General features: G+C 36.8%; 18 protein-coding genes. 12 read left to right on the forward strand and 6 right to left on the reverse strand.

Going from position 1 to position 12,942, the window contains the following annotated elements; translation table 11 throughout:
- Positions 1–108 precede the first annotated feature (108 nt).
- The gene (locus BAU28_RS13285; RefSeq protein WP_025147739.1) at positions 109–258 is read right to left on the reverse strand and encodes a YjcZ family sporulation protein; all 150 of its coding nucleotides are present in this window, start codon (positions 256–258) and stop codon (positions 109–111) included.
- A 513-nt stretch (positions 259–771) separates the two neighbouring features.
- On the opposite strand from BAU28_RS13285, the gene pdhA reads away from it, so the two are divergent.
- The 5 genes from pdhA (at position 772) to BAU28_RS13310 (ending at position 6,131) form a co-directional block, all read left to right on the forward strand.
- Positions 772–1,887 carry a pyruvate dehydrogenase E1 component subunit alpha gene (pdhA, locus tag BAU28_RS13290; protein WP_000536893.1) on the forward strand — a complete coding sequence of 372 codons (1,116 nt, stop codon included), beginning with the start codon at positions 772–774 and terminating at the stop codon, positions 1,885–1,887.
- A 3-nt stretch (positions 1,888–1,890) separates the two neighbouring features.
- Positions 1,891–2,868 carry a pyruvate dehydrogenase complex E1 component subunit beta gene (gene pdhB / locus BAU28_RS13295; RefSeq protein ID WP_000068162.1) on the forward strand — a complete coding sequence of 326 codons (978 nt, stop codon included), beginning with the start codon at positions 1,891–1,893 and terminating at the stop codon, positions 2,866–2,868.
- 93 nt (positions 2,869–2,961) lie between these two features.
- Entirely contained in the window at positions 2,962–4,251 is a 1,290-nt protein-coding gene (gene pdhC, locus BAU28_RS13300; RefSeq protein ID WP_071718790.1) for a pyruvate dehydrogenase complex dihydrolipoyllysine-residue acetyltransferase, read from the forward strand.
- Between the two features lie 5 nt (positions 4,252–4,256).
- Complete coding sequence (lpdA, locus tag BAU28_RS13305) at positions 4,257–5,669, forward strand: dihydrolipoyl dehydrogenase (protein WP_071718791.1); 1,413 nt, start codon at positions 4,257–4,259, stop codon at positions 5,667–5,669.
- A gap of 234 nt (positions 5,670–5,903) precedes the next feature.
- On the forward strand, positions 5,904–6,131 hold the full coding sequence (locus BAU28_RS13310) for a hypothetical protein (RefSeq protein ID WP_071718792.1): 228 nt from the start codon (positions 5,904–5,906) through the stop codon (positions 6,129–6,131).
- Position 6,132: 1 nt separating this feature from the next.
- Here BAU28_RS13310 and BAU28_RS13315 read toward each other — a convergent pair whose 3' ends face one another.
- The gene (locus BAU28_RS13315) at positions 6,133–6,525 is read right to left on the reverse strand and encodes a DUF1885 family protein (RefSeq protein WP_025147743.1); all 393 of its coding nucleotides are present in this window, start codon (positions 6,523–6,525) and stop codon (positions 6,133–6,135) included.
- A gap of 133 nt (positions 6,526–6,658) precedes the next feature.
- Here BAU28_RS13315 and BAU28_RS13320 point away from each other — a divergent pair, with 133 nt between their 5' ends.
- The 4 genes from BAU28_RS13320 to BAU28_RS13335 all read left to right on the forward strand — a co-directional run bounded on the left by BAU28_RS13320 (position 6,659) and on the right by BAU28_RS13335 (position 7,639).
- The gene (locus BAU28_RS13320) at positions 6,659–6,955 is read left to right on the forward strand and encodes a DUF3055 domain-containing protein (protein ID WP_048374035.1); all 297 of its coding nucleotides are present in this window, start codon (positions 6,659–6,661) and stop codon (positions 6,953–6,955) included.
- A gap of 194 nt (positions 6,956–7,149) precedes the next feature.
- A complete protein-coding gene (locus tag BAU28_RS13325) occupies positions 7,150–7,278 on the forward strand; it encodes a GapA-binding peptide SR1P (protein ID WP_000536778.1) in 129 nt (42 codons plus the stop codon).
- 59 nt (positions 7,279–7,337) lie between these two features.
- Entirely contained in the window at positions 7,338–7,466 is a 129-nt protein-coding gene (locus BAU28_RS13330; RefSeq protein WP_071718793.1) for a GapA-binding peptide SR1P, read from the forward strand.
- A gap of 44 nt (positions 7,467–7,510) precedes the next feature.
- Positions 7,511–7,639, forward strand: a complete 129-nt coding sequence (locus BAU28_RS13335; RefSeq protein ID WP_000536785.1) for a GapA-binding peptide SR1P — start codon at positions 7,511–7,513, stop codon at positions 7,637–7,639.
- A gap of 36 nt (positions 7,640–7,675) precedes the next feature.
- Here BAU28_RS13335 and BAU28_RS13340 read toward each other — a convergent pair whose 3' ends face one another.
- Together BAU28_RS13340 and speA are read right to left on the reverse strand one after the other, a co-directional pair.
- On the reverse strand, positions 7,676–8,506 hold the full coding sequence (locus BAU28_RS13340) for a protein-glutamine gamma-glutamyltransferase (protein ID WP_071718794.1): 831 nt from the start codon (positions 8,504–8,506) through the stop codon (positions 7,676–7,678).
- Positions 8,507–8,581: 75 nt separating this feature from the next.
- Complete coding sequence (gene speA / locus BAU28_RS13345) at positions 8,582–10,054, reverse strand: arginine decarboxylase (RefSeq protein WP_025147746.1); 1,473 nt, start codon at positions 10,052–10,054, stop codon at positions 8,582–8,584.
- A gap of 383 nt (positions 10,055–10,437) precedes the next feature.
- On the opposite strand from speA, the gene BAU28_RS13350 reads away from it, so the two are divergent.
- Positions 10,438–10,707 carry a UPF0223 family protein gene (locus tag BAU28_RS13350; RefSeq protein ID WP_025147747.1) on the forward strand — a complete coding sequence of 90 codons (270 nt, stop codon included), beginning with the start codon at positions 10,438–10,440 and terminating at the stop codon, positions 10,705–10,707.
- Positions 10,708–10,787: 80 nt separating this feature from the next.
- Here the strand turns inward: BAU28_RS13350 and BAU28_RS13355 are convergent, their stop codons facing one another.
- Complete coding sequence (locus BAU28_RS13355) at positions 10,788–11,414, reverse strand: YktB family protein (RefSeq protein ID WP_002173202.1); 627 nt, start codon at positions 11,412–11,414, stop codon at positions 10,788–10,790.
- Positions 11,415–11,620: 206 nt separating this feature from the next.
- On the opposite strand from BAU28_RS13355, the gene BAU28_RS13360 reads away from it, so the two are divergent.
- Complete coding sequence (locus BAU28_RS13360) at positions 11,621–11,809, forward strand: hypothetical protein (protein ID WP_001250168.1); 189 nt, start codon at positions 11,621–11,623, stop codon at positions 11,807–11,809.
- 88 nt (positions 11,810–11,897) lie between these two features.
- Positions 11,898–12,689, forward strand: coding sequence for an inositol monophosphatase family protein (locus BAU28_RS13365; protein ID WP_071718795.1), 792 nt, complete (start codon positions 11,898–11,900; stop codon positions 12,687–12,689).
- 43 nt (positions 12,690–12,732) lie between these two features.
- Here the strand turns inward: BAU28_RS13365 and BAU28_RS13370 are convergent, their stop codons facing one another.
- Entirely contained in the window at positions 12,733–12,912 is a 180-nt protein-coding gene (locus BAU28_RS13370) for a DUF5325 family protein (protein ID WP_000400127.1), read from the reverse strand.
- Between the last annotated feature and the right edge of the window lie 30 nt (positions 12,913–12,942).

A 12,942-nucleotide genomic window follows, 5' to 3' on the forward strand; every position in this document is an offset into this window, starting at 1 on the left:
TAAGGTAGGGCTACTTGGAAACAAATCTTCTATAGATAAGTTATGTGCATAATAAAAAGAAAAGACGGCAAAGCCGTCTGTTTCTTTCCATAGTTGTTTCATTTTACATTAGCGAATGCAAGCAGCACCAACGATAATTAAAAGGATAAACAACACAACGATTAATGCGAAGCCGCACCCAGATCCGCCGCAAGAACCGCCATAACCGTAGGAAGGATATGAACAAGTCGTTGGATAGCAATATGAGTATCCGTACATGAGATGACCTCCTTTATCATTTCCCGCTAATACTGCGGTTACTTTAATGTATGGAGTAGCAGTAAGAAATGTATGGGTGTTCACCTAGAAAAGGGAGAAGAGTTTGTATATTTTTATTGGGAAGAGAGAAAAACTAAGGAGAATTAAATCGTTTACATATTATTCTAAGAGCAAAAACAAGCTAAAAAGGGAATAATATAACAGTGGGTTAATGCTTACTAATACAGATGTGAAAAATAAAAACACGTTTGTGTAGAGGAAACCTGCATATTATTTATAAAAAAACGTATTCAAAGTAATTGACATCGTAATTAGAATAGTTGTAAACTAAAAAACGTGATCAAGATTGTATTAATATGTTTCTGAAAAAACATTAGTACAGATTGTTAGGTACACAAAATTATTCTCAACCGACAGACAAATTTGTTGGTTTACATTGTTACGTTTTCAGTCTAGCTAATAGATAGTGAAAGCGTTTCAGAATATGGTTCAAGAGAGGAAGAGGTGAACGGAATGGGTACTAAAACAAAAAAGACCCTATTTAATGTTGATGAGCAAATGAAAGCTATCGCAGCTCAATTTGAAACATTACAAATTTTAAATGAAAAAGGCGAAGTTGTGAATGAAGCAGCTATGCCTGAATTATCTGATGATCAATTAAAAGAATTAATGCGCCGTATGGTGTATACTCGCGTACTAGATCAACGTTCTATTTCTTTAAACCGTCAAGGACGTTTAGGATTCTACGCACCAACAGCTGGACAAGAGGCTTCTCAATTAGCAAGTCATTTCGCACTTGAAGCAGAAGATTTCATCTTACCAGGATATCGTGATGTGCCACAATTAGTATGGCACGGTTTACCATTATACCAAGCATTCTTATTCTCTCGTGGACATTTCATGGGTAACCAAATGCCTGAGAATGTAAATGCACTTGCTCCACAAATCATTATCGGTGCGCAAATCATCCAAACTGCTGGTGTTGCGTTAGGTATGAAACTACGTGGTAAAAAATCTGTTGCTATTACTTACACTGGTGACGGTGGTGCTTCACAAGGTGACTTCTACGAAGGTATGAACTTTGCGGGTGCATTCAAAGCTCCAGCAATCTTCGTTGTACAAAACAACCGTTATGCAATCTCTACTCCAGTAGAAAAGCAATCTGCAGCTAAAACTGTAGCACAAAAAGCAGTAGCAGCAGGTATTTACGGAATTCAAGTAGACGGTATGGATCCATTAGCTGTATACGCAGCAACTGCTTTCGCTCGTGAGCGCGCAGTAAACGGCGAAGGCCCTACTTTAATCGAGACTTTAACATTCCGTTATGGTCCACATACAATGGCTGGTGATGACCCAACTCGTTACCGTACAAAAGATATCGAAAACGAATGGGAACAAAAAGATCCAATCGTACGCTTCCGTGCATTCTTAGAAAACAAAGGCCTATGGTCTCAAGAAGTTGAAGAGAAAGTAATCGAAGAAGCAAAAGAAGATATCAAACAAGCAATTGCTAAGGCTGACCAAGCTCCAAAACAAAAAGTTACTGATTTAATGGAAATCATGTACGAAAAAATGCCTTACAACTTAGCTGAACAATATGAAATTTACAAAGAAAAGGAGTCGAAGTAAGCCATGGCTCAAATGACAATGATTCAAGCAATCACTGATGCTTTACGCGTTGAAATGAAAAATGACCCTAACGTACTTGTGTTTGGTGAAGACGTTGGTGTAAACGGCGGAGTATTCCGTGCTACTGAAGGTTTACAAGCTGAATTCGGTGAAGATCGTGTAATGGATACTCCACTTGCAGAGTCTGGTATTGGTGGACTTGCAGTTGGACTTGCACTTGAAGGTTTCCGTCCAGTTCCAGAAATTCAATTCTTCGGTTTCATTTATGAAGTAATGGATTCAGTTTCTGGTCAATTAGCTCGTATGCGTTACCGTTCTGGTGGACGTTGGACTGCTCCAGTAACAATTCGTTCGCCATTCGGTGGTGGTGTTCATACTCCTGAACTACATGCTGATAGCTTAGAAGGATTAGTGGCACAACAACCTGGTCTAAAAGTTGTTATTCCATCTACTCCATACGATGCAAAAGGTCTTTTAATCTCTGCGATTCGTGACAACGATCCAGTTATCTACTTAGAGCATATGAAATTGTACCGTTCATTCCGTCAAGATGTACCAGAAGGCGATTACACAATTGATTTAGGTAAAGCTGATATCAAACGTGAAGGTACAGATGTATCTGTTATCGCTTATGGTGCTATGGTTCATGCTGCATTAAAAGCTGCTGAAGAACTTGAAAAAGAAGGTATCTCTTTAGAGGTTGTTGACTTACGTACAGTTCAACCATTAGATATCGAAACAATCATCGCTTCTGTTGAAAAAACAGGCCGCGTAGTTGTAGTTCAAGAAGCTCAAAAACAAGCTGGTATTGCAGCTAACGTTGTAGCGGAAATTAACGACCGTGCAATCTTAAACTTAGAAGCTCCAGTTGTACGTGTTGCAGCTGCTGATACAGTATTCCCATTCTCTCAAGCTGAGAGCGTATGGTTACCAAACCATAAAGATATTGTTGAAGCTGTTAACAAAGTAATGAACTTCTAATTTTTAGTTTTTCATGTGCAGAAGAAATCAGCACATGCTGGTTTCTTTTGTACATATTCCATAATAATGAAATGAATCAGGGGGCTGAATTCCGTGGCATTTGAATTTAAACTACCAGATATCGGTGAAGGTATCCACGAAGGTGAAATCGTAAAATGGTTTATTAAACCAGGCGATGAAGTAAATGAAGATGATGTACTTCTTGAAGTGCAAAATGATAAAGCAGTAGTAGAAATCCCTTCTCCTGTTAAAGGTAAAGTACTTGAAGTACTTGTAGAAGAAGGAACAGTTGCAATTGTAGGAGATACATTAATTAAATTTGATGCTCCTGGATACGAAAACCTTAAATTTAAAGGTGACGATCATGATGCAGCTCCAAAAGCTGAAGAAGCAGCAGTAGAAGCTCCAGCAGCGGAAGCTACTCCAGCAGCAACTGCAGAAGTAGTAAATGAGCGCGTTATCGCTATGCCATCTGTTCGTAAATATGCTCGTGAAAAAGGTGTAGATATTCATAAAGTAGCTGGTTCTGGTAAGAACGGCCGTGTTGTGAAAACTGACATCGATGCATTTGCAAATGGTGGACAAACTGTAGCAGCAACTGAGGCTCCAGCAGCAGTAGAAGCTACTCCAGCAGCAGCGAAAGAAGAAGCACCAAAAGCACAACCAATCCCAGCTGGTGAATATCCAGAAACTCGTGAGAAAATGAGTGGTATCCGTAAAGCGATTGCGAAAGCAATGGTTAACTCTAAGCATACAGCTCCTCACGTAACATTAATGGATGAAATTGATGTAACTGAGCTTGTTGCTCACCGTAAGAAGTTCAAAGCTGTTGCAGCGGACAAAGGTATTAAATTAACTTACCTTCCATACGTTGTTAAAGCTTTAACATCTGCATTACGTGAATACCCAATGTTAAACACTTCTTTAGACGATGCATCTCAAGAAGTAGTTCATAAACATTACTTCAACATCGGTATCGCAGCTGATACAGACAAAGGTCTATTAGTACCAGTTGTTAAAGATACAGATCGCAAGTCAATCTTTACTATTTCTAACGAGATCAATGATCTTGCTGGTAAAGCACGTGACGGTCGTTTAGCTCCAACTGAAATGAAAGGTGCTTCTTGCACAATTACAAACATTGGTTCTGCAGGTGGACAATGGTTCACTCCAGTTATCAATCACCCAGAAGTAGCAATCCTTGGTATCGGCCGTATCGCTGAGAAACCAGTTGTGAAAAATGGTGAAATCGTTGCAGCTCCAGTATTAGCTTTATCTCTAAGCTTTGACCATCGTTTAATTGACGGCGCAACTGCTCAAAAAGCATTAAACCAAATTAAACGTTTATTGAATGACCCACAATTATTAGTAATGGAGGCGTAATAACAATGGTAGTAGGAGATTTCCCAATTGAATTAGATACAGTCGTTGTTGGTGCAGGTCCTGGTGGATACGTTGCGGCAATTCGTGCAGCACAATTAGGTCAAAAGGTAGCAATCATTGAAAAAGCTAACCTTGGTGGCGTATGCTTAAACGTTGGATGTATTCCTTCAAAAGCGTTAATCAATGCAGGTCACCGTTATGAGAATGCAATGCATTCTGATGACATGGGTATCACTGCAGAGAACGTAAAAGTTGACTTTACAAAAGTTCAAGAATGGAAAAACGGCGTAGTTAAGAAATTAACTGGCGGTGTTGAAGGCCTTCTTAAAGGTAACAAAGTTGAAATCATTCGCGGTGAAGCTTACTTCGTAGATGCTAACACATTACGCGTAATGACTGAAGATGCAGCTCAAACTTATACGTTTAAAAATGCTGTTCTTGCAACTGGTTCTACACCAATCGAAATTCCTGGATTCAAATACTCTAAACGTGTTATCAACTCTACAGGCGCTTTAAGCTTACCTGAAATTCCTAAAAAACTTGTTGTAATCGGCGGCGGTTACATCGGTATGGAATTAGGTACTGCATATGCTAACTTCGGTACAGAAGTTACTGTAGTAGAAGCTGGCGACGAAATCCTAGCTGGTTTTGAAAAAGCAATGAGCTCTGTTGTTAAACGTGCTCTTCAGAAAAAAGGAAACGTAAATATCCATACAAAAGCTATGGCTAAAGGCGTTGAAGAAACAGAAACTGGCGTAAAAGTTAGCTTCGAAGTTAAAGGTGAAATCCAAACTGTAGAAGCAGATTACGTATTAGTAACTGTAGGTCGTCGTCCAAATACTCAAGAAATCGGTCTTGAGCAAGTTGGAGTTAAAATGACTGACCGCGGTATCATCGAAATCGATGAGCAATGCCGTACAAATATTTCAAACATCTATGCAATCGGTGATATCGTTCCTGGACCACCATTAGCTCACAAAGCTTCTTACGAAGGTAAAGTAGCTGTTGAAGCAATTAGTGGCCATGCATCAGCAATCGATTACATCGGAATTCCTGCAGTATGCTTCACTGATCCAGAATTAGCATCTGTTGGTTACACTAAGAAACAAGCTGAAGAAGCAGGAATGGCAGTAACTGTATCTAAGTTCCCATTCGCTGCAAACGGTCGTGCGTTATCATTAAACAGCACTGACGGTTTCTTACAACTTGTAACACGTAAAGAAGATGGTCTTCTTGTAGGTGCACAAGTTGCAGGTGCAGGCGCTTCTGATATTATCTCTGAGATTGGTTTAGCTATCGAAGCTGGAATGACAGCGGAAGATATCGCTCAAACAATCCATGCTCACCCAACATTAGGTGAAATCACAATGGAAGCAGCTGAGGTTGCTCTTGGAATGCCAATTCACATTGTAAAATAATTTAAGTAATGTAAATAACCCATCTCTTATTTTAAGAGATGGGTTATTTTTATTTCCATAAAATGAGTTGCAAGGTCTTTATATGTACTTGTCGAATGAATATATAATACTTTAATGAACTGTTAAAACATATGTTACTTTAAAAGTGGTATATATGCCCTCGTATAATATGTAATTGATTCAAATTTAACCCCATATATTAATAAAATAGAGCATGTCAAAGGAGAAGGTTCCATGAAAATATTACATGTTATATTTTATCATTTTCTACTATGGAGTGGTTTTTCCATTGTATTATCATTATCAAATGGAGATAAATTCCATTACAAAGTAATTCTCTTTTTCGTATTTCTTTATTTAGCGTATGTGATAGCATGTTTTGTATTACACGTCAGGAAACGGGCTCTATTTCTTACGTGTTCAAATTGTATACTTTTTTTTATTATATTATCGATTTTTTAAATTAGCGTTTATAGAAATACATTGTTCTTCCATTAAATAATTGTAACTCTCCTTCTAATTTCTTCGCTAGAAAACGGCTAAATTCGTTTGCTTTTCCTTTATCACCGAATGTTGCTGTAGTGGGTAAAGAAATCTGAATGAAAGATTGTTCATTTTCTATCCCGATTCCAACATAAATTGAATCATATCGATCGTGACTAGATTGAAGTTTTAATGTTGTTGCTGATGTATCTAATATTTCATAAGGAAAAGCTGTATTTGTATAAGTATAATTAATTTGATCACCAGTCTTGGAGGTGATGGTTTTATAGTAATGAAAAAGGTGTTTTACATCTTCTATTGAAACAGATTGTTTATTGGATTTAGGTACAAGTGTGATAAAGGCATGTTGCATATAAATTCCCCCTAGCTTAGTAGAATAATATAATTCTACATCCTACTGAATTTTTTGACAATTAAAAGGAGTATTACTTTTTTTGTTTAATATATTTATGAGTAGGAAGTGTTACTTAGAAAGGTGGAAGCTAATGTTTGAAAAATTGTATGATGAGCATGAAAGTGTGAAGGTACGATTTTTAGGGTTTATGACGCATGATACACGCTATGATTTTGGAGTTATTTATACAAATATGTTTTTTGGAAAGCCACTCATTGTTTGCATGCAAACAGGAAGATCGACTTTGCTTGGACGAGATGATGTGGAGAATGTTCAATATATACAAGAAACTTTTAAGTTAGGATCGGAAGAGGAAGCCGAGGAGGTAGCTCAGTTTTTTAAATTTCTTGTTCCGTCTACATCTTTACATGCGGAGTATGAAGAATAATTAATGAGAAACAGTCGTACGTATGGATATGGCTGTTTTTTCATGTTAATATCGCATACTAATTAAAATTAAAAATATTTAATGTGTTATACTAAAAACCTATTGACGTAAAAAGTATAACATATTAAAATAAAGACAGAAAGTTAAGCGGTTACAAAAGTTTTTGGGATTATAAACTTAGGGGGAAATGAAAAATGGGAACAATCGTATGTCAAGATTGTGAAGGTACAATTGCACACTTCGAGGATGAGAAAGTAACGGTACTTTACGGGAAATGTGGATCTTGCGGATGTGATCACACAGAGCATACAAAAGCCCAATAATTGATAGGAAATGGACAGCTAAAAGTTTTTAGGACCATAAACTTAGGGGGAAATGAAAAATGGGAACAATCGTATGTCAAGATTGCGAAGGAACAATCGCACATTTTGAGGATGAGAAAACGACAGTACTTTATGGGAAATGTGGATCAAATTGTGACTGTGCTAGTAGAGACAATGCGAAAGCTTAATCATATATAAGTAGATTATTCTTAAAACTCAGGGGGACATGAAAATGGGAACAATCGTATGCCAAGTTTGTGAAGGAACAATCGCACATTTTGAAGATGAAAAATCAACAGTACTTTATGGGAAGTGTGGATCTCATTGCGAATGTGACCATAAAGAACATACAAAAGCTTAATGATAAGAGAAAACGCCTACTTGTGTAGGCGTTTTTTTAATAGATTGTAGTTGTATGTCCAATTGTTGCAACGATTGCATCATCTCTAATAGGGATAAATCCTATCGCTGTTTGTGGCGTGTTAGGAGAAGCGTAGTGACTCATAATACGACTATCAATACGAGTAATAAGATCGGTCAAATAAGCTGAAATAAAAGCGTAAGGAATCCTTCGTTCATTTAATGAATAAATAATTTCCTCTTTCGTTTTTACGCCTACACCATGTCCGTAAAAAAAGGAATTTCCTAGATAGATTGTGTTTTCTCCTTGCCACTCAATCGTAGCTGGATTCACTTGTGGGTTTTTAAAGTAAACGAGGTCACCTGGAACGATATCGCCACTCGTTTTTGTTATGAGCTTTAAGTCGCGATCGTAGTCCCATGTATAAAGTAAAAGGTTCGCGAATAGACGGTTGAAAGTTTCTTCCTCATATAATGCTAGTAATGCTTTGTAAAAAATGATAATCATTGCGGTGGCGCATTCAGTTCCATATAGTTTTCCATTTTTAAAAATATCTTGGATGGCAATAGAGGGTGGTACGTTTGGAAGGAGTTGAAACCCTCCAAGTGATGTTCTTTCCCAAAACTGAGGGTTGCAAAAAGATTGTTGAAATGTACGAAACTGAAAGCCACTTTGAAAAAGTTCTAGCGCGGAAGTAATAATATTAACTCGTAAATTAAGATCAAAGCTGAGTTCATCAGCTGTTCGGAAGGAATAAACTTCTTGATTTCCCGCCATTATGGATAAAATTTGTTGTTTCTCAGCTGCAAATGGCTCATATTCATTTGTGATATAAGGGTGTACAATAGAACGGCCTATCACAATCATAATGGTATCCCCACCTATACGTTACATTCTTTAGTATCGTATGAGGAAAAGAAAAAAAGGTGAAAGAAAAGCCTATCAACTGATAGGCTTGTACTCTTTAATAACACGTAATGTTTGTAATGTCATATCTTCTGGGCCTTGTACAGGTAACCCAGCTTCTAAATTTTTACGAATATACTCTAAGTTTTCTTGTGTAATAATTTCCCCCGGAGTAAAGATTGGAATCCCTGGCGGATAAACCATAACAAAATCAGCTATAATACGACCTGCTGCGTTTTCAAATGGAATGACTTCCGTTTCTGAATAAAAAGCATCTCTAGGAGAAAGTGCTAGCACAGGTATTTCGGGTATTTCTACTTGTACTTGAACACCTTTATCCGCTCTATTTCTAAATGTTGCTGCTAAATCTTGTAATGCTCTAATAAGTATATTTGTTTCACTTTCTGTATCACCAAAAGTGACAAGACAAAGTATATTATATAAATCAGAGAGTTCGACTTCAATGTTGAAATGTTCTCTAAGCCATACTTCAGCCTGATGGCCTGTAATACCTAAATCTTTTACAGATACAATTATCTTTGTAGGATCATAGTTAAAAGTAGCATCTGTGCCTAGCATCTCTTTTCCAGGACAATAAAGATGCTCAATAACATTTATAGCATCACGAACATGTTCAGCTAATTGTATTGTTTGTTCTATGAGAGCTTTTCCTTCTGTAGCAAGACGTTTTCTAGCAACATCAAGTGATGCTAACAAAATGTAAGAAGTTGATGTTGTCGTAAGCATGCTAATAATGGATTGAACATGTTTTACGTTAACAAGACCCTCTTTTACATTAAGAATAGAGCTTTGGGTTAAAGACCCTCCTAATTTGTGAACACTTGTTGCTGCCATGTCTGCACCCGCTTGCATAGCTGACATCGGCAGTTCATCATGAAAATGGATATGAACACCGTGAGCTTCATCAACAAGTACAGGAATATCGTAAGAATGAGCTAATTCTACAATCTGCTCTAAGTCTGCAGCAAACCCAAAATATGTTGGATTTATAACAAGTAAGCCTTTCGCATCTGAGTGCTCTTCAAGAGCCTTTTTGACAGATTGAATTGTAATTCCATGTGAAATACCGAGCTTCGGATCAATCTCAGGATGCATGAAAATTGGTTTTGCACCTGAGAAAATAATAGCTGACATTACTGATTTATGCACATTTCGTGGCACGAGGATTTTATCCCCAGGACCGCAAACGCTCATCACCATTGTCATAATTGCACCACTTGTACCTTGAATAGAAAAGAACGTATGATCTGCACCGAAAGCAGCGGCTGCTAAATCCTGTGCTTCTTTAATCATACCCTTTGGATGATGTAAATCATCGAGCGGCGCAATATTAATTAAATCAATTGCTAATGCATTATGCCCAATAAATTCGCGAAATGTAGGATCCATGCCCTGTCCTTTTTTATGACCAGGAATATGGAATTGAATTGGATTTCGCTTACTGTGCTCAACTAAAGCGGTAAACAATGGTGTTTCGTATTGGGACAATCTATACACCCCTTCTTCTTCGTAATATTTATTAGAGTTTGTTTTATATGATTTCATCTCATTCTAAAAGGAAATTAAGATGACAAACTTTTAGAACGTGACTTGTTTTTCTGCCATTCACAAAAGCCTTTTTGGGGATGGTAGTCTCACTTTATTTTCTATAAAACAAAAGCATTATATCACCAATAATTATAGATGTATAGAAAAAACTCATTTTCAAGGTGAGTATGCTTAATAGTTATATTTTAAATACCGCAAAGAGGAAGACAATTCCATTGAAATGGATAAATGGTGTATAATGCAGAGTGGCTATAGTGAAGAATAAAAGTTTCTCTTAAAGGTAGCATAATGGAAAAAGAAAGAATACTGAATGAGGTGCAAAAATGGAATATCAATATCCACTTGACTACGATTGGTCAAATGAAGAAATGGTAGCAGTTGTAAAGTTTTATGAAGCGATTGAAAAGGTATATGAAAAAGGAGTTTTGAGAGAAGATTTGATGGAATTATATCGTCGTTTTAAAGAGATTGTGCCATCGAAGGCAGCGGAGAAAAAAATAGATAAAGAATTTCAAGAAGTAAGTGGATATTCTATATATCGTGCGATTCAAAAAGCAAAAGAAGTAGCGGAACAAAAGATTGTAAAAATGTAAAAAAATTTTGAAAAATAAAATACAAAGTGCTATAATGTGATAACAACTAAAAACGGACAATATAAATTGTCCGTTTTCTGCTATCGATTACAAAGTGCATATAAAGGAAGGAGTGATTGCATCGTAGATTCAATCTTAGCAAGGAATTGTTCGTTGGTCATTGCTGAAAACTCCTCTGGTGATATATGAATACCGACTAATAATTCTGCTTTTTTCACAGTAGCTAAACGTTCAATCATCTTTTGTAAGTCTTCCGTTTCAAGCGTTTCATGTAATTTTACACCTGGTTTAGTATGGTCAATGGACCAAACGAAGTCATTTGGAATATTTGTTTTTAAATCATTTAAATGTTCTAAGAAGGCGTGAGCCGTCTCCACTTTTTGTGGACACTCATAGATTAAACCAAAGTATATGAAGGCATGAGTACCCCATAAACCAATTTGAAAGTGTGGTAACATTTTATATCCACGTTTATTTGTTGAAAAAGCAACCCAAGTATCGTTTGGTGGATTGACTTTGCGGCGTGCATGTTTTGCTACATGGTAGAAAAAGTTTTCATCAGTTTGTTGTGATAAATATTCTGCAAACTGTTCCCCTAAAGCTTCTAGCTTAGGATGAATATTCGTTTTAATTGCGCTCATTCGTTCTTCAAGACCATCAACAGTAAAGACTTCAAAATCAGTTGATGTGAATGTTTGTAGTGTCATGATTGTTCCTCCAACTCCTATTTTGTTTTAATTTTAGCATAGCTTGTACTATTCATAAAAAAAAACAGCACAAAAAAATTTAAATAAAAAAATATAATTTTGTTGCATAGATGATTTATCCAACATAGTATAGTATAAAACAAAAAATCAGAAAATTGAATCAATTCTAGTCCGAGGGCAGACGAATATTGGGAGGAGGCAAAAAAATGAGACAGGTGATTAATGCGTTAAAGAGAACAGATGCTGAAAAAAGAATTCCGGTGCTACGTTTGGAGCTAGATTATGAATTAGCAACTTTATATGATGCGATGATGGAGAACGACAAACAGAAAAAAGAAGAGTGCGTACAAAAATTAGAAGTGTTAAGACTTGAAATGATCCGTTTAGAAGCGTAATAATAGTATATGTATAAATAATTAGTTGGTGCGAACCTTATAAAGGGTTCGTTTTTTCTGTGAACAGTATAGATCGGAGTGTTTAAACATGCAAGAAGTATGGAAAGACATCGATACACACGCGAAACAGTGGATTCGAGAAGCGGGAGAACGTTTAATGGCGTCGCTGGAAAAAGCACCTATTATAGAAACAAAATCAAATGCAGCTGATCTAGTAACAAACATGGACCGAGAAACGGAGCAGTTTTTAATTGGGAGAATTAAAGAAACATTCCCAACTCATTATATTTTAGGGGAAGAAGGCTACGGAGATGAGATTACTTCTTCTAACGGGGTTGTTTGGTTAATTGATCCAATTGACGGCACGATGAACTTTGTTCATCAAAAAAGGAATTTCGCAATCTCAATCGGGATTTATGAGAACGGTATCGGAAAGATTGGTCTTATTTATGATCCAGTTCATGACGAACTATATCATGCGGTAAAGGGAAAAGGGGCTTTTTGCAATGATTTAGCTATTCCCATGTTGGAAAAAGGAACAGTAGAGCATGGAATTATAGCTCTGAATGCGATATGGCTTACTGATAATCCATTGCTTAATATGGAAAAAATGATGATGCTCGTTAAGAAGGCGAGAGGTACGAGGTCATATGGTTGTGCTGCGTTAGAAATGGTATATGTTGCAACGGGAAGATTAGATGCATATGTAACACCGCGCTTATCGCCGTGGGATTTTGGCGGGGGACAGATTATTGTAGAAGAAGTTGGCGGTAAAGTGACAACGTTTTTAGGAACGCCTCTTTCCATTGTAGAGAAAAGCAGCGTGTTAGTTGCAAAACCAGGGGTATACGAAGAATTATTCCCACTTGTATCTCAGTAACAAAAAAAGTAAGAGGCATAAAGGAGCTTCTTACTTTTTAATGTTATTGCGATTTACGCATTTTTCTTTTTGTTACAAAACCGTATCCAACTGTAACAAATGTGCCGATAATGCAAATAATAATGCCGATGGGACTATTTTCAGCAATCATAATTCCGATACCAATTAAGAAGATAACACCGATAATTGCTGTTAATAAAAAGCGATATTGAATGTGTTCCATTTCTTCACCCTCCAATCTCATTTTACTTTC

It is taken from the genome of Bacillus paramycoides, from assembly GCF_001884235.1.
Classification (GTDB): domain Bacteria; phylum Bacillota; class Bacilli; order Bacillales; family Bacillaceae_G; genus Bacillus_A; species Bacillus_A paramycoides.